General features: G+C 71.5%; 24 protein-coding genes. 10 read left to right on the top strand and 14 right to left on the bottom strand.

The window, feature by feature from the left end:
- Nucleotides 1-33 precede the first annotated feature (33 nt).
- The 5 genes from G4D86_RS30780 to pdxA all read left to right on the top strand — a co-directional run bounded on the left by G4D86_RS30780 (nt 34) and on the right by pdxA (nt 5283).
- Complete coding sequence (locus G4D86_RS30780; protein WP_163997821.1) at nt 34-1053, top strand: alpha/beta fold hydrolase; 1020 nt, start codon at nt 34-36, stop codon at nt 1051-1053.
- Between the two features lie 71 nt (nt 1054-1124).
- Nucleotides 1125-2123 carry a peptidylprolyl isomerase gene (locus tag G4D86_RS30775; RefSeq protein ID WP_163997646.1) on the top strand — a complete coding sequence of 333 codons (999 nt, stop codon included), beginning with the start codon at nt 1125-1127 and terminating at the stop codon, nt 2121-2123.
- Between the two features lie 74 nt (nt 2124-2197).
- Nucleotides 2198-3190 carry a peptidylprolyl isomerase gene (locus G4D86_RS30770; RefSeq protein WP_163997645.1) on the top strand — a complete coding sequence of 331 codons (993 nt, stop codon included), beginning with the start codon at nt 2198-2200 and terminating at the stop codon, nt 3188-3190.
- 61 nt (nt 3191-3251) lie between these two features.
- A complete protein-coding gene (locus G4D86_RS30765) occupies nt 3252-4220 on the top strand; it encodes a peptidylprolyl isomerase (RefSeq protein ID WP_205519883.1) in 969 nt (322 codons plus the stop codon).
- 40 nt (nt 4221-4260) lie between these two features.
- Complete coding sequence (gene pdxA / locus G4D86_RS30760) at nt 4261-5283, top strand: 4-hydroxythreonine-4-phosphate dehydrogenase PdxA (protein WP_163997644.1); 1023 nt, start codon at nt 4261-4263, stop codon at nt 5281-5283.
- Here pdxA and G4D86_RS30755 read toward each other — a convergent pair.
- The 3 genes from G4D86_RS30755 to G4D86_RS30745 all read right to left on the bottom strand — a co-directional run bounded on the left by G4D86_RS30755 (nt 5207) and on the right by G4D86_RS30745 (nt 9226).
- Nucleotides 5207-5527 (bottom strand): hypothetical protein, encoded by a 321-nt coding sequence (locus G4D86_RS30755; RefSeq protein ID WP_163997643.1) that lies wholly within the window; start codon nt 5525-5527, stop codon nt 5207-5209. The genes pdxA and G4D86_RS30755 overlap by 77 nt on opposite strands.
- 179 nt (nt 5528-5706) lie before the next feature.
- Nucleotides 5707-7623: an AgmX/PglI C-terminal domain-containing protein gene (locus tag G4D86_RS30750; protein WP_163997642.1), complete on the bottom strand. Its 1917-nt coding sequence runs from the start codon at nt 7621-7623 to the stop codon at nt 5707-5709.
- Between the two features lie 517 nt (nt 7624-8140).
- Entirely contained in the window at nt 8141-9226 is a 1086-nt protein-coding gene (locus G4D86_RS30745) for an aldo/keto reductase (protein WP_163997641.1), read from the bottom strand.
- A 241-nt stretch (nt 9227-9467) separates the two neighbouring features.
- Here G4D86_RS30745 and G4D86_RS30740 point away from each other — a divergent pair, with 241 nt between their 5' ends.
- The 3 genes from G4D86_RS30740 to G4D86_RS30730 all read left to right on the top strand — a co-directional run bounded on the left by G4D86_RS30740 (nt 9468) and on the right by G4D86_RS30730 (nt 11200).
- Entirely contained in the window at nt 9468-9899 is a 432-nt protein-coding gene (locus G4D86_RS30740; RefSeq protein ID WP_163997640.1) for a nuclear transport factor 2 family protein, read from the top strand.
- Nucleotides 9900-10238: 339 nt separating this feature from the next.
- Complete coding sequence (locus G4D86_RS30735; RefSeq protein ID WP_240360551.1) at nt 10239-10817, top strand: carboxypeptidase-like regulatory domain-containing protein; 579 nt, start codon at nt 10239-10241, stop codon at nt 10815-10817.
- A gap of 35 nt (nt 10818-10852) precedes the next feature.
- Nucleotides 10853-11200 carry a helix-turn-helix transcriptional regulator gene (locus G4D86_RS30730; RefSeq protein ID WP_163997639.1) on the top strand — a complete coding sequence of 116 codons (348 nt, stop codon included), beginning with the start codon at nt 10853-10855 and terminating at the stop codon, nt 11198-11200.
- Between the two features lie 37 nt (nt 11201-11237).
- Here the strand turns inward: G4D86_RS30730 and G4D86_RS30725 are convergent, their stop codons facing one another.
- The 10 genes from G4D86_RS30725 to G4D86_RS30680 all read right to left on the bottom strand — a co-directional run bounded on the left by G4D86_RS30725 (nt 11238) and on the right by G4D86_RS30680 (nt 20818).
- Nucleotides 11238-12629, bottom strand: coding sequence for an aminopeptidase P family protein (locus tag G4D86_RS30725; protein ID WP_163997638.1), 1392 nt, complete (start codon nt 12627-12629; stop codon nt 11238-11240).
- Nucleotides 12630-12647: 18 nt separating this feature from the next.
- Nucleotides 12648-13028 (bottom strand): response regulator, encoded by a 381-nt coding sequence (locus G4D86_RS30720; RefSeq protein ID WP_205519855.1) that lies wholly within the window; start codon nt 13026-13028, stop codon nt 12648-12650.
- On the bottom strand, nt 13028-13771 hold the full coding sequence (locus G4D86_RS30715; RefSeq protein WP_163997636.1) for a sensor histidine kinase: 744 nt from the start codon (nt 13769-13771) through the stop codon (nt 13028-13030). Before G4D86_RS30715 ends, G4D86_RS30720 begins: the two co-directional genes overlap by 1 nt.
- 4 nt (nt 13772-13775) lie before the next feature.
- Entirely contained in the window at nt 13776-14540 is a 765-nt protein-coding gene (locus G4D86_RS30710) for a response regulator (protein ID WP_163997635.1), read from the bottom strand.
- Nucleotides 14537-15964: a sensor histidine kinase gene (locus G4D86_RS30705; RefSeq protein WP_163997634.1), complete on the bottom strand. Its 1428-nt coding sequence runs from the start codon at nt 15962-15964 to the stop codon at nt 14537-14539. Before G4D86_RS30705 ends, G4D86_RS30710 begins: the two co-directional genes overlap by 4 nt.
- Nucleotides 15965-16244: 280 nt before the next feature.
- Nucleotides 16245-16682, bottom strand: a complete 438-nt coding sequence (locus G4D86_RS30700) for a response regulator (RefSeq protein ID WP_163997633.1) — start codon at nt 16680-16682, stop codon at nt 16245-16247.
- A gap of 186 nt (nt 16683-16868) precedes the next feature.
- Nucleotides 16869-17207: an HPF/RaiA family ribosome-associated protein gene (locus tag G4D86_RS30695; protein ID WP_163997632.1), complete on the bottom strand. Its 339-nt coding sequence runs from the start codon at nt 17205-17207 to the stop codon at nt 16869-16871.
- Nucleotides 17208-17435: 228 nt separating this feature from the next.
- Nucleotides 17436-18062, bottom strand: coding sequence for a DUF1360 domain-containing protein (locus G4D86_RS30690; RefSeq protein ID WP_163997631.1), 627 nt, complete (start codon nt 18060-18062; stop codon nt 17436-17438).
- 113 nt (nt 18063-18175) lie between these two features.
- Nucleotides 18176-19183 carry a zinc-dependent alcohol dehydrogenase family protein gene (locus tag G4D86_RS30685; protein ID WP_163997630.1) on the bottom strand — a complete coding sequence of 336 codons (1008 nt, stop codon included), beginning with the start codon at nt 19181-19183 and terminating at the stop codon, nt 18176-18178.
- Between the two features lie 147 nt (nt 19184-19330).
- Nucleotides 19331-20818: a TrbL/VirB6 family protein gene (locus tag G4D86_RS30680; protein WP_205519852.1), complete on the bottom strand. Its 1488-nt coding sequence runs from the start codon at nt 20816-20818 to the stop codon at nt 19331-19333.
- A 250-nt stretch (nt 20819-21068) separates the two neighbouring features.
- On the opposite strand from G4D86_RS30680, the gene G4D86_RS30675 reads away from it, so the two are divergent.
- Nucleotides 21069-22067 (top strand): aldo/keto reductase, encoded by a 999-nt coding sequence (locus tag G4D86_RS30675; protein ID WP_163997629.1) that lies wholly within the window; start codon nt 21069-21071, stop codon nt 22065-22067.
- Nucleotides 22068-22090: 23 nt separating this feature from the next.
- Here the strand turns inward: G4D86_RS30675 and G4D86_RS30670 are convergent, their stop codons facing one another.
- Entirely contained in the window at nt 22091-22585 is a 495-nt protein-coding gene (locus G4D86_RS30670; protein ID WP_163997628.1) for a hypothetical protein, read from the bottom strand.
- 158 nt (nt 22586-22743) lie between these two features.
- On the opposite strand from G4D86_RS30670, the gene G4D86_RS30665 reads away from it, so the two are divergent.
- Nucleotides 22744-23268, top strand: a complete 525-nt coding sequence (locus G4D86_RS30665; protein WP_163997627.1) for a pyridoxamine 5'-phosphate oxidase family protein — start codon at nt 22744-22746, stop codon at nt 23266-23268.
- The last annotated feature ends 40 nt before the right edge of the window (nt 23269-23308 follow it).

Below are 23308 nucleotides of genomic sequence, written 5' to 3'. Positions count from 1 at the left end.
GTGACACGCAGACAGGTAGCGCGGCTGGGACGGATGGCGGACCTCTTCTCGCGGACGGTGGCCCGCGGCAAGGAGGGGCTGCTGACGCTGAGCTTCCGGCCGGACGAGCTGTATCGTGTACCCACGGACGACGGCGCCGCCATTGCCCTGGGGCGCTACCACCCGAGAGGAGAACGGCGCTACGCGGAGCCCGTCATCCTGTGCCACGGCCTGGGCGCCAACCGCTTCCACCTGGACTTCGACGAGCAGTACAGCATGGCCCGCTACCTGGCCCGCGCGGGCTTCGAGGCGTGGGTGCTGGAGCTGCGCGGCCGGGGGCTGGCGGGCGAGTGCACGGACTTCAATTTTGATGATCAGGCGGAACACGACGTGCGCACCGCGGTGCGAACCGTCTTGTCCACAGGTGCGAAGGAAGTGCTCTGGGTCGGTCATTCCAAGGGCGGGTTGACCCTCTACGCGCACCTGGCGAAGAACCCGGAGGCCCCGGTGCGCGCGGCGGCCGTGCTGGGCAGCCCGTTCACCTTCGCGGTGCAGCCGGGGCTGCGCACCTTCATCCAGAAGGTGGAGCCGCTGTTGCAGCTGAAGGTCATCCCCACCGGCCGGGTGACGAGCCTCGCCCTCTTCGGCGCGCCGCCGGGGCCGCTCAGCCGGTACATGATGCTGGCGGAGAACATGGAGCCGGACGTGGTGCGCAAGGCGCTGGCCAACGTGCCCGCCAACGTGTCCGGCGGCGTGGGGCGCCAGTTCGCCCGCTGGATTTCCACCAACCGCTTCACCTCGTATGACGGCGGCTTCGACTACCGCGAGTCCCTGTCCCGGGTGCGCATCCCCTTCCTGCTCTTGGCCGGGAGCAAGGATTTGCTCGCCCCGCCCATGTCGGTGGCGCGCGCGAAGGAGGCCCTGGGCGGTCCGGTGAAGTTCCTCGTCGCCGGCCGGGCCCATGGCTTCGGGGCGGACTACGGGCACGCGGACCTCATCCTCGGCCGCAAGGCCCCGGACGAAATCTTCCCCCTGGTGGAGGCGTTCCTCTCCGCGCACGCGACCCGGTCGTGAGGCGGCGCACAGGGCCCTTCCCCCCGGGTTGTCCGGCCCTCCTCGCCGTGCTACCGGGAAGCCCCTTGCGCATGTCCGTGTCCGCCCGCCTCATCCCCCTCGCCCTGCTGGTGTCCGCCGCGTGCGGCCGCGCCCCCGGCGAGGGCCGCGCGGAGCTGGACTTGCGGCACACGCGGCAGGCGGGAGGGCAGGCGGTGGCCCGCTGGAGTGGCGACTCGGTGACGGCGGAGGAGCTCGCCCGGCGATTCGAGGAGCAGAGCCCCGCCCTGCGCGAGCGCTACCTCGCCCCCCAGGCCCGGCGCGAGTACGTGGAGTCCATGGCCCGCTTCGAGCTGCTGGTACGCGACGCGCTCGCCCGCGGGCTCCAGGATGATCCCGAGGTGGTGGAGGCCACCAAGCGCGCGCTCGTGAATCGGCTGATGCGCGCGCAGCTGGAGGAGGCCCCCGTCCACGTCACCGACGCGGAATTGGAGGCCGCCTACGCCGCGCGCCGCGAGGACTTCGTCCGGCCCGAGGCCGTGCGCGTGTCCCACGTCTTCCTCGCCGCGCCGCGCTCGGATGTGGCCCGCGTGGCGGATGCGAAGAAGCGCGCGGAGGCACTGCTCGCGCGCGCGAAGGCCCTGCCTGAAAGCGACTTCGCCGGCTTCGGTGCGCTCGCGCGCGAGCACAGCGAGGAGCCCCGCACGGCGCCGCTGGATGGCGATTTGCGCTTCCTCTCCGACGACGCCCTGGCCCGCGCGTACGGGCCGGAAGTGGCGGCGGCGGCGCGGGCGCTCGCAACTGAAGGCGCGCTGAGCGCTGTGGTGCAGACGGACGCAGGGCTGCACTTCCTCAAGCTGCGCGCGCGCCGGCCCGCGCTGAACCTCACCCTGGACGACGTGCGCGAGGAATTGCGCGTGCGACTGGAGGGCGAGAAGCGCTCCCGCGCCTGGGCGGAGTACCTGGCGCGCGTGGAGCAGGGGCTGTCCCTGTCGGTAGACCCGGACGCGCTCGCGCGGGTGCCGCTGGACGTGGCCGCCCCCATGCGCAAGCCCACCGGCCCCCTGCCCGGCACGGTGCCCGCGCCATGACTGCCCGCTTGCCCTTCCGGCCCGCCGGCCCCACCTACGGGAGTCGCCCCCTCCCTTCCCCGAGGCATCCGAGCATGCGCTTTCATCCCACCCGTGCGCTCTTCGTCCCACTCGCCCTGCTGATGGCCCTGGGACCGGGGCTGGCCTGCAACAAGCCTCCGAAGGAGGACCCCGACGCCTCGGTGGTCGCCTCGGTGAATGGCGAGGTGCTCAGCCGCGCTGACTTCGAGCAGGAGCTGTGGCGCGAGCTGGCCTCCACGGAAGCGCCGCAGCGCACGCCCGAGGAGGTGGAGCCCTTCAAGCGGACGCTGCTCGACACCTGCATCCACCGGATGCTGCTGCTCCAGGCGGCGCGCGGCAACAACCTCACCGTCACCCCCGAGGAGGTGGACCGGGGCGTGCTGCGACTGTCCGGCGACTACCCCGCGGGCAACTTCAACGAGGTGCTCGCCCAGGGGCGGCTGTCCATGGCGGAGCTGCGCGAGCGGGAGACGAGCCGGCTGACGATTGAGAAGCTGTTCGCCAACCACGTCTACTCGCGCGTGGCGGTGACGGAGGAGGAGCTGCGCGCGTACTACGCCGCCAACGAGGCGGAGTTCAACGAGCCCGAGCAGGTCCACGCCGCGCAGATGGTGGTGAAGGGCCTGGACGACGCGCGCAAGCTCCAGGCGCAGCTCAAGTCGGGCAAGAAGTTCGCCGACCTGGCCCGCCGGTATTCCCTCAGCGCGGACGGCAAGGTGGGGGGGGACCTCGGCTTCTTCCCCCGCGGGCAGATGCCCCCGGCCTTCGACGAGGTGGTATTCAAGCTCCCCGTGGGGCAGGTTTCGGATGTGGTCTCCACCGAATACGGCTACCACCTGTTCCGCGTGCTGGAGCGCAAGCCGGCACGCAAGCGGGAGTTCGCCGAGGTACGGCAGTTGGTGGAAGCGAAGATTTTGGAGAAGAAGCGCACGGAGGCGCAGGAGGCGTTCGAGAAGGAGCTGCGCGAGAAGGCGCAGGTCCAGGTGAACGAAGCCACCCTGCAGGCCATCCGCGGGAAGCCGGCGCCGCAAGCGGCGGCGAAGTGACGGAATGCACGGCCGGGACGGTGGTTGGACGGACCCGGTGGAGCTCGGAAGGATGCTCGAGATGAAGAAGCTGGTGGCGGTCATCGCGGCGGCGGCGCTCTTCGGAGGCGGCACGGCGGCACGCGCGGAGATGGTGGACAGGGTGGCCGCGGTGGTGAACCGCGACATCATCGCGCTGTCCGAGGTGCAGCAGCGCGTGGCCCCGGAGCTGTCGCGCATCAACAGCCCGGACCCCAAGAAGCGCGCCGAGCAGCGGGCGCTGCTGATGAAGACGGCCCTGGACACCCTCATCGGCGAGAAGCTGATGGAGGGGGAGATTGCCCAGCTCGGCATCACCGCCACCGAGGCCGAGGTGGATGAGCTCGTCGCCGACGTGCGCCAGCAGAACAACATCACCGAGCCGGCGCAGTTCGAGCAGCTCCTGGCGGGCGAGGGCCTCACCATGGCCGCCTACCGGGACATGCTGCGCAAGCGCATCCTGCGGGACCGCCTGCTGCGCGTGAAGATTGGCCCCAAGGTGAAGGTCACCGAGGAGGACTTGAAGGCCGCCTACGCGCAGTTCGCGCGCATGGAGAGCGAGGACTCGGAGGTGCACGCGCGCCACATCCTGGTGCAGGTGGACCCCAAGGCCACGCCGGAGCAGGTGGAGGCCGCGCGCAAGCGGGCCGAGGCCATCGCCGTGGAGGCGCGGCGGCCGGGCATGGACTTCTCCGCCCTGGCGCGCGCGCGCAGCGAGGGCCCCAGCGCGTCCGACGGTGGAGACCTGGGCTGGTTCAAGCGCGGCGTCATGGTGCCCGCCTTCGAGCGCGTGGCCTTCACCCTCAAGGAGGGCGAGGTCAGCGAGCCGGTGCGCACCAACTTCGGCTGGCACGTGCTGAAGGTGGAGGAGAAGCGCGCGGTGGCGGCCACCTCCTACGAGGAGATGCGCCCGAAGCTGGAGGCGAAGCTGTACCAGGAGAAGACGGAGAAGTTCCTGGAGCAGTACGTCGCCGAGCTGCGCCAGAAGGCCAGCGTCGAAGTGAAGCTGTAGTCCCTTCCGCACTGGCGCCCTTGGGGAGATGCTGCGAGGCGTGAGTCTTCCTCTCGTCGGCATCTCCCTGGGTGACGTGTCGGGCATCGGGCCGGAGGTGACGGCCTCGGCCCTGGCGCTCCCCAAGCTGCGCAAGGTGCTCGTCCCCGTCGTCTTCGGGGACGGGCCCACCCTGGAGCGCTTCCCCGTCTTCCGCCGCTACGCGCGCGTGACGCCCGAGGCCCTGGGCCGCGTGGACGGCCCCACCGTGGTGGAGGTGACGCGGCTGGCGGAGAAGGACCGCACACCGGGGCGCCCTTCCAAGGCGGGAGGCCGCGCGCAGTACGCGTACGTGACGGCGGCGATTGAAGCGATGCGCGCGGGGCACGTGGACGCGCTGTGCACGGCGCCGGTGTCGAAGGAGCAGATTTCGCGCGCGGGCATTCCCTTCATGGGCCACACGGAGGTGCTCGCCGATGCCTTCGGCGTGGACGTGCTGATGATGATGGACGGGCCGCGCGTGCGGATTGCGCTGGCCACCAACCACGTGCCCGTGGCGCAACTGCCGAAGCTGCTCACCGTGGAGGGACTCACCGCGCAGCTCAAGCTGCTGTCGCGCAGCCTGGAGCCGGTGGTTGGGCGGCGCCCGCGCATCGCCGTGCTGGGGCTCAACCCGCACGCGGGCGAGGGCGGACTGCTGGGACGCGAGGAGGTGGAGGTGATTGGCCCCGCCATCCGCAAGGCCCGCGCGGCGAAGGTGGACGCGTACGGGCCGGTGCCTGCGGATGGACTGTTCGCGCGGCCGGATGAGATTGCCGGGCGATACGACGCGGTGCTGGCCATGTACCACGACCAGGGCCTCATCCCCGCCAAGGCGCTGGACTTCGAGCGCACCGTGAATGTGACACTGGGACTGCCGATGCCGCGCACGTCGCCGGACCACGGCACCGCGTATGCGATTGCCGGGAAGGGACAGGCGAGCTGCGTGCCCATGGTGGAGGCACTGCTCAAGGCGGCGCAGCTGGCGGGGGCAGGCGCGCGAGGTGCTCGGCGAGGTCCTCGCCGTCCTTCTCGGGGTCGATGAGCTGCACGTGCGCGCCGGTGCCGCTGCCCGGGAGCACCAGCACGCTGACGCGTCCCATGGGGCAGTAGCCCAGGCAGCCGGAGGGAATCACCACCGTGCTGCCGGCGAGGCCGCGCGCGCAGAGCGTCTCCTTGAGCCGGCGCGGCAGGTCCACGCCGCCGGCGCTCGCGTCCAGGCGCACCAGGCAGCGGTGGCAGACGTGCAGCTCCGTGGGCTCGGGTTCCTGCGTTTCATGCGGCGGCATCAGGTGGGAAGCATAGGGGCCGGAGTGCCACGCCGCTCGTCCGTGAGGGCTCGCTCTCCGACTGAGGAGCCGCGTGCTCCCCCGGTCCGCCGCCATGCGGATACGTGCGTCTCCGCAGTGGGCTTCTCCGGAGTAGAGCCCGCTCCCGTCGCCCCGGAGTGACGCGCCTCCCGCTCGGCTCAGAAGACGAACGGGAAGCGGATGGGCTCCTGCATGCGAACCTGGTGGGCCGGGAACTTCCAGCGGCGCACCACGTCCTCGATGCAATGGGCGAGTTCGGTGGCCTTCAGCGTGTCCGTGTCCATGGAGACGCCAGACGTGTCGCCGCTGGGGAGCACCGACCAGCGGACCAGGAAGCGGCCGCCCTTCTCCACCGGCGTGCCCTGGGCGTGCTGGCGGATGCAGGCGGTGATGGCCGGCTGGTTCGCCACCACCACGGCCTTCACGTCGTCCGGCGTGAGCTGCTCCTTCGCGTCCGGCGCGGGCGGGATGTAGACGGTGCGCTCGGGAGCCTTGGGCGCCGCGGCCTTCGCCTCCGCTTCCTCGGTGAAGCCGAGCTCCCGCGCGAAGTCTTCGTCCAGCTCGGACTGCTGCTCCTCCTCGGCATCGGCGGCCTCGGCGGGAGCGGACTCCTCGTCGGCGCTGGAGGACTCGGACTCCTTGAAGGTGAGCTCGCTGGGAGCGGCCTCGGCTTCGTCCTGGGTGTTGGCGGCGGGGCGCGCGGCCACCACCGTCTTCGCGGGCGACTTGCGCGCGGAAGGCATCTGCAGCGCCACGGTGCCGGGCTGGCCACTGGTGAGCGTGGTGCCCCCCACCGCGGAGCCATTCAACGGCGCCGGTGATGACGGGCCGGCGCGCAGGCCGTTCGCCACGCTCCGCACGTCACCCTGCGCGGTCGACAGCACGGTGCCAGCAACCGAGGCCGCGGCCTGCTGCACTCCTGACGGCTCCGACGTTCCCGGGGTTTCGACCGACTGGGTGCCGACGGGGCCGGTCTGCGCTCCGGACACCGTGCTGGTGATGCCGTTCTGCGACAGGGCCATCGTGCCGGGGACACCCGGAACGCCGGGCTGTGCAGCGCCCGCCACGACCGACGTTAGCGGCATGTCGGGCTGGCCCGTGAGGCCAGCCGCCTGGGTCGCTCCCACCAGGCCCGAAGGCAGCACCGTGGTTGCACCCGCCTGCGCCGCGCCGTTCATTCCAGCGGGCAGGGAGCCGGTGTTGCCAGCCTGCGCCGCGCCGAACGGAGATGCGCCCGTGAGCGTTCCCTGTCCCATGGACTGCCCGCCCACCGTGGCCACGGGCGTTCCCGACCTGTGCTCCTGGAAGTGCAGGCCCGCGACGAGCAGCATCCCCGCCGCGAGCGCACCCACCGCCGCCGCGCCCACGAAGGCGCCGGGCTTCATGCCAGCGATGCGCTTGGGGTCGGCATGCGCGGGAAGCGGCATGCCCCACTGCTGCGGATACTGCGCCATGGGCGCCGCGTGCTGGGGTGCCCACGCAGGAAGCGTCACGCCGGGCGGCGGCGGTGCAATCCCCGGGAGCAGGCTGCCTGGATACGCTGGAGCGCTCGCCATCTGTGCGGAAGTCGGCGTACTCCACGGCGTCGTCGGCAGACCCGCGGCGTCCGTCCCCGCGGACTCGGCCTCACCGTGTGCCGGCACCGTGGTCGGGTCCGCAGGGGAGAGCATCGCCGCGAAGGGCGTCGTCACCTTCGCGCCCGGCGACATGCGCATCCACTCGGGAATCTCCACCGCTGGCGCTTCGGGCTCCGGGAGCTCGGCCACGCGGGGGGTGGGCGCGGGCAGCGTCTCGAGCCACTCGGACTCCTCGTCGGCCAGGTCGAGCAGTGCGCGCATGCTCCCGGTGGCCGCATTGGTGGACTCGGACTCGGACGCTTGCGCAGCGGAGTCCGTGCTTGGACGCACGAACAGCTCACGGTCCAGGTACGCGTCGAGGTCACCGTCGAGCGCGTCCTCCACGCTCGGCGGCACGCCCGGCACCGGCCCGCGCTCGCATCCCGCCGGCCCCGTGCCCGGCGTCCCCATCCCCTGCCCCCGAAACTGCCCCTCGGCCCCTGACAGAAGCTCGCCCACACGCCCTCCCTCGCCCGCGCTGACATCCCGGCCGGATCGCGCCAGGGCCAGCAAGGTAGCGATGGGTCTCCGGCGCGCTACCCACGAATGTCTTCCCGCGAACGCTCTGCCCCGCGGACGGACCCTGCCTGTCCAGTGCTCCACCGAGCCCGCACACGTCGGGGCCGAGCCGCGCACGCATGCCGACATCGCGCTTCGGGCCTCAGCGGTTTTTCACGCCCGAGGCGCACGAAGGAACTCCACGTGCACGAGCGGGGTGACGACGGCCGACGGCAACACGGTTGCGATAGCGCGGAACGGAACGTCCATTCCGCGGACATCGCGGCGCGGGGCGACCAGCGCACCCTGCCAACTCGCGGCGGCCCGGGAGGGCCCGCGTGGCGCGGAACGGAACGTCTATTCCGACGCCATCGCGGCGCGGGGCTACCAGCGCTCCTTATCGACTCACGCCGGCCCACGTGGACCCGCGTGACGCGGAATGGAACGTCCGTTCCGGCGACGTCGAGGCGGCGCGAGGCTACCAGCGCTCCTTGTCGGACTTCGGTGCCATGGGCCACTCGGGCGCGGTGACGCCATTCACGGTGAGGCCGCCGTGCATGAACGTGGGTGAGCCCTGGATGAAGCCGGCGGGGAAGTTCAGCGTCGGGGTGGAGGCATCATCGAGCGCCTTCACGTGCTCGGGCTTGAGCTGCACGTCCAGCGCGCCGAGGTTGTTGTCGAGCTGCTCCAGCGTGCGCGCCCCGATGATGGTGGACGTCACCCCCGACCGGCCCTGCACCCACGCCAGTGCCACGCGCGCCACCGTGGTGTTCAGCTCCTTCGCCACGCGCTGGAGCACGTCGATGATGCCGTACGTCCTCTCATTCAGTGCGCTCTCCGCCCACGCGCCGCGGTCCGCCTTCACCTTGCCCGCGTTCTCCCGCGTGTACTTGCCGCTGAGCACCCCACTCTTCAGCGGAGACCACGGCGTCACGCCGAGCCCCAGCTCGCGCGCCATGGGCATCAGCTCGCCCTCCACCGTGCGCTCCAGCAGCGAGTACTCAATCTGCAGCGCGGCCAGCGGCGTCCACCCGCGGAAGTGCGCCGTCACCTGCGCCTGCGCCACCTTCCACGCCGGCGTATCCGAGATGCCCAGGTACCGGACCTTCCCTGAGCGCACCAGGTCATCCATCGCTCGCAGCGTCTCCTCGATGGGCGTGTGCATGTCCCACACGTGCATCCAGTACAGGTCGATGAAGTCCGTCTGCAGACGGCGCAGCGACTCCTCGCACTGGGAAATCATCGCCTTGCGGCTCGCTCCGCCGCCGTTCGGGTCACTGGGGAACAGGTTGCCGAGGAACTTCGTGGCGATGACCACGCGCTCGCGCTTGCTGGAGTGCCGGCCCAGGTGGTCGCCGATGATCTTCTCCGAGTGCCCACGCGTGTACACGTTGGCCGTGTCGATGAAGTTGCCGCCCCGCTCGAGGAAGCGGTCCATGATGGCGTTGGACGTCTCGACGTTGCTGCCCCAGCCCAGGTCCTCGCCGAACGTCATGGCACCGAGGCAGAGGGGACTGACGCGCAGGCCGGAGCGGCCCAGGGTGACGTAGTGGTTCAACGGCATGAGTGCTCCCATGAGGGGATGGGTTGAAAACGCGGAGGACGGGCCCGAAAAGAGGCCGTGCACTAACGCGACGCCGCGGGCTCCGCCACCGCGTCGCGGAACGATTGACGCGCACGTGACGCCTTGCTGGCGCGCGCGCCGTCAATCGTGTTGAAACCTCCGCATGCCCCGCCTGTTCCTGCTCCTCTCGCTGCTGGCAGCCTGCGCATGCAGCCACCCTTCCCTCCGGAGCCCTTCGCCCATGAGTCCCGAGCCCGCCCGTGCCCACCGTGAGCTGCTGGAACTGGAGAGCTCCGTCACCCAGGCCATCCGTGAGCGCAATGCCGCCCGGCTGCGCGAGCTGCTGAGCGAGAACTTCGTCTTCCGCGGCACGGGCGACGTGGAGACGGACCGCGAGGCCTTCATCTCCAGCGTCGCCGCCATTCCGGGAGACATCCTGGACCTCGAGATTTCCTCCCTGCGCGCCCACGTCTTCGGAGACACCGGCGTGCTCACGGGCGAGCAGCGGGCCCGCGTGCGCCTGGCCGACGGCACCGAGGTGACGGACACGCAGACCTTCACGGACGTCTGCAAGTGGCGCGAGGGGCGGTGGCACATGGTCCTCGCGCACAGCCTCCCGGCCGCGCCCGAGGCCGCGGCGGAGGGTGGCCCCCCCGTGCCCGAATCGCGCTGAGTGCATCGCCGCGTGAAGGAAGCACCGCGTGCATGCCCGCGCCACGCCGGGTTCCTCGCCCCGGCGCACTCGAGAGCCCCCGGGCGGCACCGCGCATTCAGGTGCCGCGCTGCGCAGACACTTCAGTCCTAGCGAGCCGTCTCGCCGAGCACGGCCCCCATGGGCAGGGCTGGCGTCCCACGCCGCACACCCGGGCGAAGGCCCTTGGTCTGACGGGCCGAGCCCGACGTCCCACGGTGCACAGGCGCGCCGCGAGCCGATGCCTGTCAGACAGGACCGCCGTGGCTCCTCGGCAGTGATGCACCCCGCGCGTCCAGACTCGGCGTGGGGGGTTTCCACATGCCGCACTTTCAGGGGGAGCGCCGGTGGCTGTTGCCAGCCCGAGGCGCGGATTGGCTCGTCGTCTCATCCACCGGCCACGAGGCGCGAGAGTCGAAACAACAGCGGGTGCCGGACGTGTTCGTCACCTCGTCGCTCGACCATCTGCTGACCACGTTCGCCGCGCGGACGCTGCAGGCGATGTACGAGGCGCTCGGTGGCGGCGCGCCCATCGGGCTGTCCGGCCTGGAGCGCGGCCGATATGAACAGCGGCTCAAGCGGCGCCTCGCCGAGGCCTTCACCCATGGCGAGCTGGTGGCGCTGGAGGTGGAGCGTCCCGTGCTCGTGGCTCCGCCGTGGGCGGAGCCACCCCTGCCGAAGCCCGTGGAGGCTCCGGTGGCGGAGCCGACGTGGCTGGCCGTCGAGCTGAAGGACGAGGAGGGCCGCCCCGTGCCGCACGCGCGCTACCTGGTGACGCTGCCGGACGGCTCCACGCGCGAGGGCACGCTCAACAAGAATGGCTACGCCCGCGTGGACGGTGTGAATCCCGGACAGTGCAAGGTCAGCTTCCCCGAGCTGGATGGACAAAGCTGGAGCTGACGCGGCCAGGAGGCTGGGATAGCGTTCGCACCGCCATGGCGACCTCGGACAGCGAGCGGACGGACTCTCCCTCCTGGACGTTCCTCACCAACCACGCGCACGTGTTGCTGTGCATCGCCGCGGACCCCGAGGTCCGCCTGCGCGACGTGGCCATCCGCGTGGGCATCACCGAGCGCGCCGTCCAGCGCATCGTGAGCGACCTCGAAGACGCGGGCTACCTCCAGCGCGAGCGCGAGGGCCGCCGCAATCGCTACACCGTCGCGAGGGAGCAGCCCCTGCGCCACCCCATCGAGCGACACCGCAACGTGTCCGCCCTCATCTCGCTGGTGGAGGATGCGGACCCACGGCCCGCTCCGCCCACGCGAGCGCGCGTCAAGCGCTGAGGGTGGCGAGGGAACCTCCCTCGCCACCGGGCCCCCGCTACCGCCGAGCCATCACCGCCTCGACGTCCGAGGCCTCCTTCGGGATGGCGGCCGTCAGCACCTCGCACCCGTCCGCCGTGACGAGCACGTCGTCCTCGATGCGGATGCCCCGCACGTCCGAGTAGCGCGCCAGCACGTCGCGCTTCAGCCTGTCCCCAGCGCGCGCGGTGAGGCCCGCGTCCTCCAGGATGCCGGGCACGCGGTAGAGGCCCGGCTCAATCGTCACCGCCATGCCGGGCTCCAAATCCCTGTCCAGCCGCAGGTACCGGTGACCGAACTCCTTCGAGCGCGTGCGCCCCGGCGCATACCCGGCCCGGTCTCCCAGGTCCTCCATGTCGTGCACGTCCAGCCCCATCAGGTGGCCGATGCCATGGGGGAACAGCAGCGCGGTGAGCCCGTCCGCCACCAGCTCCTCCACGTCGCCCCGGAGGATGCCCAGCGCCACCAGCCCGCGCGCCATCTCCCGGTGCGCGGCGAGGTGCACGTCGCGGTAGCCCACCCCCGGCCGCACCAGGGCGATGCTCGCCTTCTGCGCGCGCAGCACCACCTCGTACAGCTCGCGCTGCGTCGTGCTGAAGCGCCCCGTCACCGGCCACGTGCGCGTCACGTCGCATGCGAAGCCGCCCGGGCTCTCGCCGCCCACGTCCGCCAGCAGCAGGTCTCCCTCGCGCAGCACGTGGTGGTACTTCAGGTTGTGCAGCACCTCGCCGTGCACCGTGACGATGGGCTGGTACGCCGGGCGCACGTCGCGCACCACGAACTCCGCCTCCATCGCCGCGCGCACCGCCGCCTCCAGCACCCCCGGCCGCGTCGCGCGCATGCCCGCCAGGTGGGCCGGCGTCGTGGCCTCGGCGGCGCGACGCAACTGCGCTACAGCCGCATCATCATGGCGAAGCCGCAGGGCCACCATCGCCTCCGCGAGCGGCTCGTCCACCGGGAGCAGCTTCCCGGGCCGCACCTGCCGGCCGAGCAGCGCCTCCACGTCCAGGCACGTCTCCAGGTCCGGCGTGGGCAGCGTGGCCACCGCCCGTGTCATCCGAGCCGAGGCAAGCACCGAGGGCAGCTCCGCGCGCGAGCGCACCGGGCAGCCCGTCCGCTCCGCCACTTCCGCGAAGCCCGGCACCGCGCCGTCCCACAGCGCGTCGTCCGCGCCGGGCTCGGGCAGGTACAGCGTCCACGCCTGGCCGTCGTAGAAGCCCAGCCCGTCCTGCGCCGCCAGCCCGAAGAGGTAGAGGAAGTGGCTGGACGCGCGAAAGGGGAACTGGTCCGCGGCGTAGTTGCGCGGGCGCGGGCGGCCCGACGCAATCACGGCGGGGGCGCTGCCCAGGGCATGGGCCAGCAGCTCACGCCGCCGCACGAGGGCGGCGCGTTCGGAAGACTCGGGAAGCATGAGGCGAAAACTCCGGCTCTACGCACCCAGCGGACGCTGGGGCAGCAGCTTGAAGAGGAAGGCCAGCAGGTCGTCGAAGTGGCCGCCCTTGCGGAACACCGCGTCCACCGGCATGTCGATCTTCCCGTCGTGTCCGGTGACGAAGACCACCTTCGTCTTCGGCATGTGGTGGCGCACCAGCGGAATCAGCCCGGTCCCGAAGCCGTCACCCAGGCTCTGGTCCAGCAGCACCGCGTCGTAGGCACGTGGGCGGGTGAGCAGATTCGCGGCCTCCGCGTAGGAGCCGGCGGTGACCACGGCGAAGCCCGCATCCTCCAGCAGCGCCGCGAGCGTCATCCGGTTGGAAGGGTCATCCTCCACCAGCAGCAGGCAGCGCCCGAAGGTCCAGCTCGTCTCCATCACTTGCTCCCCTGATTCTCATCGCGGCCCACGAGCCGCGAGCCGGGCCCCACGTCCGGGCCCGTGAAGACGACTTCCACGAACGTGCCTCCATTAGCCCCCGCCCCCACGTCCACCTGCCACCCATGCCGCAGCGCCACCCGGTGGACGATGCTCAACCCCAGCCCCGCATGGCCGGGCTTCGTCGTGAAGAACGGCTCGAAGGCCCGCGAGTACGCCTCCGGCGCCAGCCCCTCGCCCGTGTCCTCCACGCGGAGCGACACCCCGTCGTCCTCCAGGTCCTTCGTCCGGACGGTGAGCGTCCCCCCGCGCGGCATGGCCTCCACCGCGTTGTCCACGAGGCAGCCCACCAGCACCGCCAGGTCCTCCCGGTCCAGCGCCACCTCGGCCTTCTCCGTCAGCTCCCGCTGCACCCGCACGCCCCCGGGCACGTTCGCCTGGGACAGCGCGCGCTCCACCGCCTCGCTCGGGCGGCAGTGGGGCTTCGGGCCTCCGACCGCGGGCGGGCTGCGCTTGGAGAGCAGCTCCTCGGCGGACGTCAGCTCCTTCTCGATGAGCTGGAAGAAGATCTCCACGCGGGGGTCCGTGTTCCAGACCTCCGTCTTCTTCATCTGCCGCATCAGGTAGAAGGAAGCGTTGCGGATGCTGGCGAGCTTGTTGCGGAGGTCATGGCGCAGCGTGGACGCGACGACATCCGCCACCGCTGCCCGCTCCCGTGCCTGCAGGTCTCCACGCCCGGACATTCCGTCAGTTCCTCGCGCCGAAGGGGCCCTGCGGCCGGCCTCGCACCCGGGCGATGGCCTGCACCAGCTCGCGCAGGGGCACTGGCTTCGTCATGCACACCACGGCCCCCTGGGCCGCCACCACGCGCAGCATCTCCGGCACCACGTGCCCGGACACGGCGATGACGGCGACGGACAGGTCCGCCTCACGCACCTTCTTCACCAGCTCCGGACCGCTCATCTCCGGCATCACCAGGTCCAGCACGCACACGTCGTAGGCGCCCGAGCGCAGCGAGGTGAGGGCCTCCTCGCCGCTGTAGACGGCCTTCGCGCGCAGCCCCACCGTGCTCAGCGCCCGCACCATGGCCTGGGCCACCTTCTCGGTGTCGTCCACCACCAATACCTGGGGCGCCCGCATCGCGCGCAGCACCGTGTCCAGCGCGTGCGCCACGTCGAAGGGCTTGGGGAGCACGGTGAAGGCGCCCTCGGCGAGCGCGTCGTCCACCAGCTCCTCCGCGGTGAAGGCCGTCATCAGCACCACCGGCATGTCGGGGCGCTCCTGCTTGATGCGGCGCAAGAGCTCCACCCCGTGCAGCCCGGGCATGCGGATGTCGGTGAGGACCACGTCCACCTGCTGCTCACTCAGCAGTCGCAGGGCGTCCTCGCCGGAGGAGGCCTCCAGCACGGTGTGGCCCTCGAGCTCCAGGTTCGCCGCGAGGGTGATGCGGAGCGACTCCTCGTCGTCGACCAGCAGGATGCGAGCGGGGCCCACTGCCACTTCCTCCATCACGCGGCCTGTGCCGCCGCGGACGCGGGGAGCTGAATGGTGAATTCGCTCCCCCGACCCGCTTCACTGCGCACAGAGATTGTGCCCCCGTGACGTTGCACCATGTTGGCGACAATGGCCAGTCCCAAGCCCGTCCCTCGCGTCTTGGTCGTGAAGAGGGGTTCGAATATCTTCGGGAGCACGTCCGGGGGGATGCCCGAACCGTCGTCCACCACGCGAACGGACCAGGGCCCTGCCTCCCCGCCTTCCGCCAGCACTGAAACCTCCCCCGTACGACCCAGGGGCATGGCCTCCACCGCGTTCTGCACCAGGTTCACCAGGACCTGGCGGAACTGCTCCTTGTCCAGGTTGGGAACGGGGAGCGACTCCGGCACGCCATTGACGATGCGAACCCCCTCGCGCTGGGGCACCACGCTCAGGGCCTCGTCCACCAGCGGGCGCAGCGGACAGGGCTGTAGCGCGGGGGGACGCTCGCGGGCGAAGTCGAGCAGGTCCGAGATGATTTTCGCGCAGGCATTCAGCTCGCGCTCCATGACGCCCAGGAACTGGGGGACGCGCGGGTCCTCGGCGGCGCCGACCGGGTCCTTCGTCAACTTGCGCGACAGGTAGGCGTGGGCGTTGCGCACGGCGGCCAGCGGGTTGCGCAGCTCGTGGCCCACGCTGGCGGCGAGCTGGCCCACGGCCGCCAGCTTCTCCACCCGGATGAGGTGCTCCTGGAAGCCGCCCAGCTCGCGCAGGGCCCGGTCCAGCTCGCGCGCCTTCGTGCCCTCGCGCTCGCGGGCCAGCTCCAATTCCGCGCGGCGCACCGCCACCTCGCGCAGCTCGCGCCACATGCCGCGGCAGGCGTGGAGGAGCACCAGGTCGAAGGCGGCAATCCAGAAGGCGTGCTCCAGGAAGCGCCACCACTCCGGGTGGAGCACGCCGTAGACGGACTCCGGCCACAGCGCGCCTCGCACCGCGAGGTCCGCGACGAGCATGGCCGTCGCCGACAGCAGCACCTTCGGGTCCCGGTAGAGGGAGAGCAGGGCCAGCGAGGCGAAGACGAGGAAGTGCGTCTCGATGCGGCCGCCCGACAGGTGGATGAGCAGCGCGGACCAGAGCGCCTGGGACACCGCGATGGCGTGCCGGGTGAACGTGGTGCCGGGGCGCCAGCGGGCGAGGCAGACGGGGACGGCGGTGAGGACGGCGCCCAGGAGGAGGGCCGTCTTCAGGAAGGCCAGGTCGACGCCGTGCTCCTTGCCGAGCCAGCCCTCGGGCGACCAGACCGCCGCCACGATGATGGCGAGGGCCCACTGCACCACCGCCAGTCCCGCGAGGAGCCGGTCCGTCCGGCTGCGCACCCGGCCCACGTGCTCGTTCAGGAGCAGCGCTGCCCGCTCCTTGAGCGCCCTCCCGGAGCCGCGGTCTTCGTCCTGCGAATGCATCATCGAATGCCTCCCGCCCGGACTGCGGACGGGCCCTCCAGCGGCGTGCGACGTGAGACGTTGGATGCGGCCCCCACGGCTGCCTGCCCTGGTGTGTCTGTGAAATGCCCCCACGCCCGGGTGAGGCGGACCTCGGCGCGGCGCGGGCCGGGCGGATGATAGAGCAACACCTGGAGGGTGGCGGCGCTCCCCGGGGAGGACGCCTGCTCGCCTCGTCCGACGGCGGGGCACGGCACGCCTGCCTGCACGCCGGGGCTCGAGTGCATGCCACGGGGAGACGGCGTCATCGCGTCCCCCGCTTCCGCTCGGCGAGGCCGGAGGTGATGAGGCTCATCTCGCGCTTGAGGCGGGTGGCCTCCGCCGCGCGGCGAATCATCGCGATGAGGTCCGGGGGCCGGTAGGGCTTGAGCACGAGGTAGAAGAGGCCCTGGGCCTGCTGCTGGTCCTTGCGGTCCAGGTACTCGCGGTAGCCGGTGACGAGCACGCCGGCGAGGTGCGGGTGCAGCCGCGTCGCCTCGCGCAGCAGGTCCATGCCGTTGCGCCCCGGCATGTGGAAGTCGGTGCAGAGGACGTCGAAGCGGTGGAGCGCCAGCAGCCGCAACGCCGAGCCCGCCTCTCGCGCGGGGTAGACGTCGAAGTCTTCGGAAAGCACGGCCGCGGTGGTGGCGAGGACCGTCTCCTCGTCGTCCACCAGCAGCACCTTGAGGCGCTGGGCATTCATGGCGTGGGGGCACGCACGATAGCGCCCGCCGCCCGCGCTCCGTCAGGGGGTGGCCGCCGATTCTTCGCCAATCCCTGGCACCCGGCGTGGGGACGCCAGGGATTGGGCACCTTGCCCTACACGAAGCCGCGCTCCCGCATCAGGCTGGGGCTGAGTTTTTCCGTGGGGGGAGAAGGCGCAGGCCCGTCACTGCCCGTGGTGCGCGTGCAGCGTCTCCGCGTAGTGCTGGAGCTGGCGCCGGGCGGCGTCGAAGGCATCCGTCACCGCCTGGTAGGCGTCCTCGTGGCCCGTGCGCTGCTCCGGGTCCCTCGCCGCGATGATGTTCCTGCCGGGCACGCTCACGTCGACGCGCACGTGGAAGTGCTTGCCCTGCTGTTTGTGGCGATGCGGCTCCTCCACCACCACGTGGCACCCCACGATTCCGTCGAAGAACTGCTCCAGCTTGTCTGCATGGTCGCGGATGTGCTCGTTCAGACCGTCGCTCGTCGCCATCCCGCGATACGTAATCTGCAGCGCTCGCTTCATCGTCCGCCTCGGGTTGTGCCCCTGTCGGGCCTCGGGTTGCACTGCTCTTCCATTGCATGGATACGGCCACCGCCAACTCCGCGGAATCCCGTCGGAGTCGCACCTTTCCCCCGCAGTGTTTGCGGCGAAATGTCCCAACGCCGCAGCTCCTGCGGGGCGCAATGCCCCTTTGGAGCGCGGCGTGTGCGTGCACGTCGGGAGGCTCGGAGGCTCTCGCGGGTGGCGCGCTCAGCTCGGCGCGGGGATGGGCGCGCGGCCCGGCTCCAGGGCTTCCGCCGACGTACTCGCGCTGGGGAACTGCACGCCCTCCTCACGGTCCGTGCGTTCCTTCAGCGCGCGGACCTCCTCGCGCGTGCGGTGCAGGCCCTCACCCACCCACTCGTAGGCGCGGTGCAGGAACGAGGACGCGGCGGAGAGCGCGAGCACGGAGCCCAGCCACCGGGCCTGCCTCGGCGCCACGGCGCGCGCGGCCAGCAGGCCCGCGGCCACCCACGGGCCCAGGCAGAAGGGACAGCCCAACAACTGCCCCAGCGCCTTCTGCATCCCCGTGCCGCGAGAGACCTCCTCCACCTCGCCCGCCGTGGAGCTCTCCTGGAAGCGTACGAAGGGCGCGCGCAGGAAGCTCGTCACCTGGTCCTTCGCCAGCAGCCGCGTCATCGAGTGCGTCGCCAACGTGAACAGCGCCAGGTCCGCCAGGCCCGTCCGCTCCGGCAACCGGCGCCTGCTCCGCGCCGTCCATCCGAGGAAGCCCGCCACGGACACGCCATAGGCGCCGACGAGCACCGCGTAGGAGCCCAGGGGGTGATGCGCATCGTCGTAGCCGGCGAAGAGGCCGGTCTCCTGCGGAGCCTTCATGGGACGGGTCGCCTCCAGATGGTCCGTGAAGACTGCGCATCCCATGGGACGGGCCCAAGGGATGGGCAGACGGGCAGGCAGGCCCTCGTCCCGAAGTTCCACCGCGAGCCCATTCAGCTCCGCGCGTCCACGTCCAGCACCGCCGCGCCGCGCACGTGTCCGTGTCGCAGGGCACTGAGCGCCTCGTTCGCGGCGGACAGGGGGAACACCTGCACCTCGGTGCGCACCGGCACGCCCGGCGCGAGCGCGAGGAAGTCCAGCGCATCCGCGCGCGTGAGGTTCGCCACCGAGCGCACCACGCGCTCCTCCCAGAGAAGTGCATACGGGAACGTGGGGATGTCGCTCATGTGGATGCCGCCGCACACCACCACGCCGCCCCTGTCCACGGCGCGCAGCGCGGTGGGCACCAGGGCGCCCACGGGCGCGAAGAGGATGGCGGCATCGAGCGGCTCCGGCGGCAGCGCGTCCGAGCCTCCCGCCCACTCCGCGCCCAGCTCCCTCGCGAAGCGCTGGCCCTCGGTGTCACCGGGGCGAGTGAAGGCGAAGACGCGCCGCTGCTGGTAGCGCGCCACCTGGAGGAGCACGTGCGCCGCGGCGCCGAAGCCGTAGAGCCCCAGCCGCTCGGCGTCTCCGGCGAGGCGCAGGCTTCGGAAGCCGATGAGCCCCGCGCACATCAGCGGCGCGGCGTGCACGTCGCTGTAGCCGGCCGGAAGTGGAAAGCAGAAGCGCTGGTGCGCCAGTGCGAACTCGGCATAGCCGCCGTCGAGGTCATAGCCAGTGAAGCGCGCCCGCTCGCAGAGGTTCTCCCGGCCCGCGACGCAGAAGCGGCACACACCACAGCTCCAGCCGAGCCAGGGCACCCCGACTCGCGTCCCTGGCGGGAAGGCCGTCACTCCCTCGCCCGAGCCCACCACGGTGGCCACGATTTCATGGCCGAGCACCAGGGGCAGCTTCGGGTGCGTCAGCTCGCCATCCACCACGTGCAGGTCCGTGCGGCACACGGCGCAGGCCCGTACCCGAAGCAGCAGCTCCTCCGGGCCGGGACGTGGGATGGGGAGCCGCTCTTCTCGCAGCGGTTCGCCCGGTGCATGCAGCACCATCGCCCGCATGGTCCCTTCCATGGGCCGCTCTCCCTCGCACGCTCCAAGGGTGAACATGGCGACGCCCGTCGCGCGCTGAAGCACGCCACGGGCGTCTGGCAGGCGGGCGGTGGAGGGCACTACCGAGCGGAAGTGAGTCCGCCGCCGACTTCTACAGCCCGCGCTCCGTCAGAGCTGCACGCCGGCCAGCACACCCGGCCACATGCGCACCACGGTGCGGCCGCTGTCGGAGACCTCACGCCAGTCGAGCCCGAGGCCCACCTCCTTCCACTCGTCGCTGCCATTCCAGCTGGTGAGCGTGTTGGCGCTGACGCCGGCGAACACCGAGAAGTGGGACGCCACCTGCCAGCCCCCCATCACCCGCAGCTGCCCGAGGACGTGCTGGTTCTCCTTGTCGCTGAACCAGCTCCGCGAGTGCAGGCTGCTGCCCACCAGGTCGACGTCCACGTAGAAGCGCTCCAGCGGGATGTGTCCGCCGAAGCCCGCGCCAACGGTGTAGCGGCGGCGGTCTCCGCCCAGGGACGGAGTGAAGCCCGCCGTGAGCAGCGTGTAGAGGTGCTTGCCGCCCAGCTTGACGCCCACGTTGGTGACCGACACGTCACTGCTCCACGCCAGCAGGTGCGCCTGCCCGTTGCCCACGAAGCTCAGCAGGCCCACGGACTCGCCCTCCGAGCTACCCGCCACGTTGACGAGCCCCACCTGCGCTCCGTCCACGCTGCCCGCCACGTTGACGAGCCCCACCTGCGCGCCGTCCACCTTGCCACCCACGTTGATGATGGACACCTGCCCGCCCTTGATGTGCCGCGCGAAGCTGACGCCCGAGGACATCTGCACGCCGGACACCTCGGAGGCGATGTTGGCGCCCGCAGCCATCTGGAGCCCGCGCACCGGGCCGCCCGCCACGTTGACGCCCACCGCGAGCTGCGCGCCGCGCACGGCGCCCGTCGCCACGTTGGCGCCGACACCGAGCTGCGCTCCATTCACCACGCCCGCCACCGTGTTGAGGCCCACGGAGAGCTGCGCGCCCTCCATCGCCCCGCGCACCACGTTGACGCCGACGCCGGACTGCACGCCGAGGAAGTCACCGCCCGACACGTTGCCGCCCACGGCGAACTGCGCGCCCGTCACCGGCCCTCGCGACACGTTGGCGCCCACCGCGAGCTGCGCGCCATTCAGCCCCGCCTCCACCCAGTTGGCGCCCAGCGCCAGGGCCACCCCGTCCACCCGCTTCGCGTGCGTGGCGATGAGGCCGATGGACACGGTGTTGACCACGTTGCTCGTGTGGAAGCCCGCCGTGCTGAGGCCCGGCACCAGCGAGAGGCTGAAGGGGATGTGGACCTCTTCCGCCTCCGGGCTCGCGGCGGGCTCCGCCTTCGCCTTCGTCACCGTCGGCGTGTCCGTCGCAGGGGCCGCGCTCACCGCGCCACCCACGGCCGCGTCCACCAGCGGAGGCGCCGCCATGACGCGCTCCATTCCAGGGCCCTCGACGGCCGGGGCTGCCACCGCGTCGCTGCCTTCACCGGCACGCGTCGGAGCCGACTCGGCCGCCGGCACCGAGCCGGAGGCCTGCACGCCCGTATTCGGCTCCTCGGCGCTGGCCGAGAACGCCACCACCGCCGCCACGACCCCCGCACACACCGAGACCTTGCGCATCATCGCCTGGACCTTCCTGGACTGTTCCGAGAGGGGCCCGGCCCGCACCGCGCGGGCACCGGGGCCACACAGAGAGATTCGTCGGGGGACGTCGCCGCCCCACTCGTGGAAGGGAACACCGGCACCGCGAAAAGCTGTCACCGGGCCGTGTCACCCCTCGGAAGGCGCCACCTTCCACCCGGGAACTGTCTCCTGCCCACACCCTCGCGGCCATGTCCCACCGGCCCGCGACGCCCGACGCTAGATTTCCCCCATGGCCCCCACTCCGGATCAGCCCCGTCCGTCCACGACGACCCGCCGCGAGGTGCTCGCCGCGGGGCTCGGTGGCCTGCTGCTCCCGGCCCTCGCCTCCGCGCAGGCCACGCCGCCACGGCCACCCGCGAAGCCCACGGCTCCACCCACCGCGAAGCCCACCTCCCGAGGAGAAGCCATGCTCACCCGCCCCATCCCCAGCACGGGCGAAGCGCTGCCCGTCATCGGGCTCGGCACCTGGCAGACGTTCGACGTGGGCAACACCCCCGCCGAGCGCGGCCCCCTCGCGGAGGTCCTCCGCCGCTTCCTCACCTCGGGCGCGCGCCTCATCGACTCATCGCCCATGTACGGCCGCGCGGAGGCCGTCACCGGCGACGTGCTCGAGGCGCTCGGCGAGCTGAAGACGCCCTTCCTCGCCTCCAAGGTCTGGACCACCGGCAAGGCGGAAGGGCTCGCGCAGCTGCGCGCCTCCGTCCAGCACATGGGTCACGGCCGCATGGACCTGATGCAGGTCCACAACCTCGTGGACTGGCGCACGCAGCTGCCCATGCTGCGCGAGTGGAAGGCCGCAGGCCGCATCCGCTACGTCGGCGTCACCCATTACTCGCGCAGCGCCTTCGATGACCTGGAGCGCTTCATCCGCGAGGAGAAGCTGGACTTCGTGCAGCTGCCCTACTCCCTCGCGCAGCGCGACGCGGAGGCGCGCCTGCTGCCCGCCGCCGCCGAGCACGGTGTGGCCGTCCTCGTCATGCAGCCCTTCGCCACCGGCTCCCTCTTCCAGCGCGTGCGCGGGCGCGCCGTGCCGGAGTGGGCCGCCGAGTTCGACTGCACCACCTGGGCGCAGTTCTTCCTCAAGTTCATCCTCGGCCACCCCGCCGTGCACTGCCCGCTTCCCGCCACGAGCAACCCCGACCACGTGGCCGACAACCTGCGCGCAGGCTTCGGCCGCCTCCCCGACGAGAAGCAGCGCGCCCGTATGGCCCGCGTCCTCGAAAGCTGAGCGACAGCTCTCGAAGGCAGAAGCTACAGCTCCGGGTCCGGCGCGTACTGCAGCTCGCCCGTGGGCTCCAGCACCAGCCCCGTGCCCGGCTCGCCCGCGTCGTCGTCGCGGCCCACCTCCAGCACGGAGTCCTTCGCGTCCCACTGGCCCAGGTAGTACTCGCCGCCCGCGGCCATGCACGCGCGGCCCTCGGACACCACCGTCTCCACCACCTCCTTCTTGTCGCTGGTGGCGCGCAGGAGCGTCCACTCCTTGCCGTCCTCCTGGAAGCCCGCCACCAGCTCCTGCAGCTCGGCGTCCTTCGGCGCGCCGGCCGGCAGCGTCTGCCGCTCCCACTTGCGCGGCTCCTTCGCCGGCAGCTTCGCCTTCCACGCGCGCGCCAGCTCCAGCACCTTCTCCTCCGCCGCGTCCTGGAGCGCGTGCATCTCCTCCGGCAGCTCGATTTCCTCCAGCGCCAGCAGCGCCGTCTCCAGCTGCAGCGCCTTGAGGCTCCACTCGTTCCACGCCGTCTTCAGCACTCCGTCACCCTCGCTTTCCCGCCTGCGCTCCTGACGGAGCACCGCGGCCCGGCAAGCCCACTACCACACCGCCTGCCTGCCCTGGCGGCGGGCAGGGGGTCCCTTCATGCTCGCCGCCCGCCTCGCGACCTACCTTGAGCGCCCAGGGAGGAGCAGCCATGGCGAGCAAGAAGAAGGACACGCACGAGGTCGTCCAGCACTTCGGAGACCTCATCAAGGGCATCAAGGTCGCGATGATGACCACCGTGGAGGAGGACGGCAGCCTGCGCAGCCGCCCCATGTGGACCCATGACAGGGACTTCGACGGGGAGTTGTGGTTCTTCACCCGCGAGCACTCCCCCAAGGTGGGCGAGGTGGAGCACGACCACCACGTCAGCCTCGCGTACTCGGACCCCACCCGGGACCGCTACGTCTCCGTGAGCGGCCGCTGCCGGCTGGTGCTCGACAAGGAGAAGGCCCGCGAGCTGTGGAACCCCACCCTCAAGGCCTGGTTCCCGGACGGGCTGGATGATCCAGAGCTCGCCCTGCTGTGCGTGCGAGTGGAGCGCGCCGAGTACTGGGACACACCCAACAGCCGCATGGTGCAATTGGCCGGCATGGTGAAGGCCGCCCTCACCGGCGAGACGTACAAGCCCGGCGACAACCAGAAGCTCGACCTGGGCGACGCCCCGCTGCCCCACTGAGGCCCACTACATAAGGAGGGATGGCCGCACCGCTCCGGGC

The sequence above is a fragment of the Pyxidicoccus caerfyrddinensis genome, assembly GCF_010894405.1.
In the GTDB taxonomy this organism is placed as follows: Bacteria; Myxococcota; Myxococcia; order Myxococcales; family Myxococcaceae; genus Myxococcus; species Myxococcus caerfyrddinensis.
This window is presented reverse-complemented; position numbering and strand designations above follow the sequence as displayed.

Coding starts and splice junctions, on each gene's coding strand:
- G4D86_RS30695 (WP_163997632.1), bottom strand. CDS start 17,207: ATGAAGCGAGCGCTGCAGATTACGTATCGCGGGATGGCGACGAGCGAC.
- G4D86_RS30780 (WP_163997821.1), top strand. CDS start 34: ATGGCGGACCTCTTCTCGCGGACGGTGGCCCGCGGCAAGGAGGGGCTG.
- G4D86_RS30765 (WP_205519883.1), top strand. CDS start 3,252: ATGAAGAAGCTGGTGGCGGTCATCGCGGCGGCGGCGCTCTTCGGAGGC.
- G4D86_RS30755 (WP_163997643.1), bottom strand. CDS start 5,527: ATGCCGCCGCATGAAACGCAGGAACCCGAGCCCACGGAGCTGCACGTC.
- G4D86_RS30775 (WP_163997646.1), top strand. CDS start 1,125: ATGTCCGTGTCCGCCCGCCTCATCCCCCTCGCCCTGCTGGTGTCCGCC.
- G4D86_RS30680 (WP_205519852.1), bottom strand. CDS start 20,818: ATGATGCGCAAGGTCTCGGTGTGTGCGGGGGTCGTGGCGGCGGTGGTG.
- G4D86_RS30720 (WP_205519855.1), bottom strand. CDS start 13,028: ATGGAGACGAGCTGGACCTTCGGGCGCTGCCTGCTGCTGGTGGAGGAT.
- G4D86_RS30730 (WP_163997639.1), top strand. CDS start 10,853: ATGGCGACCTCGGACAGCGAGCGGACGGACTCTCCCTCCTGGACGTTC.
- G4D86_RS30735 (WP_240360551.1), top strand. CDS start 10,239: ATGCCGCACTTTCAGGGGGAGCGCCGGTGGCTGTTGCCAGCCCGAGGC.
- G4D86_RS30685 (WP_163997630.1), bottom strand. CDS start 19,183: ATGGAAGGGACCATGCGGGCGATGGTGCTGCATGCACCGGGCGAACCG.
- G4D86_RS30700 (WP_163997633.1), bottom strand. CDS start 16,682: ATGAATGCCCAGCGCCTCAAGGTGCTGCTGGTGGACGACGAGGAGACG.
- G4D86_RS30715 (WP_163997636.1), bottom strand. CDS start 13,771: ATGTCCGGGCGTGGAGACCTGCAGGCACGGGAGCGGGCAGCGGTGGCG.
- G4D86_RS30665 (WP_163997627.1), top strand. CDS start 22,744: ATGGCGAGCAAGAAGAAGGACACGCACGAGGTCGTCCAGCACTTCGGA.
- G4D86_RS30675 (WP_163997629.1), top strand. CDS start 21,069: ATGGCCCCCACTCCGGATCAGCCCCGTCCGTCCACGACGACCCGCCGC.
- G4D86_RS30725 (WP_163997638.1), bottom strand. CDS start 12,629: ATGCTTCCCGAGTCTTCCGAACGCGCCGCCCTCGTGCGGCGGCGTGAG.
- G4D86_RS30745 (WP_163997641.1), bottom strand. CDS start 9,226: ATGCCGTTGAACCACTACGTCACCCTGGGCCGCTCCGGCCTGCGCGTC.
- G4D86_RS30705 (WP_163997634.1), bottom strand. CDS start 15,964: ATGATGCATTCGCAGGACGAAGACCGCGGCTCCGGGAGGGCGCTCAAG.
- G4D86_RS30740 (WP_163997640.1), top strand. CDS start 9,468: ATGAGTCCCGAGCCCGCCCGTGCCCACCGTGAGCTGCTGGAACTGGAG.
- G4D86_RS30690 (WP_163997631.1), bottom strand. CDS start 18,062: ATGAAGGCTCCGCAGGAGACCGGCCTCTTCGCCGGCTACGACGATGCG.
- G4D86_RS30770 (WP_163997645.1), top strand. CDS start 2,198: ATGCGCTTTCATCCCACCCGTGCGCTCTTCGTCCCACTCGCCCTGCTG.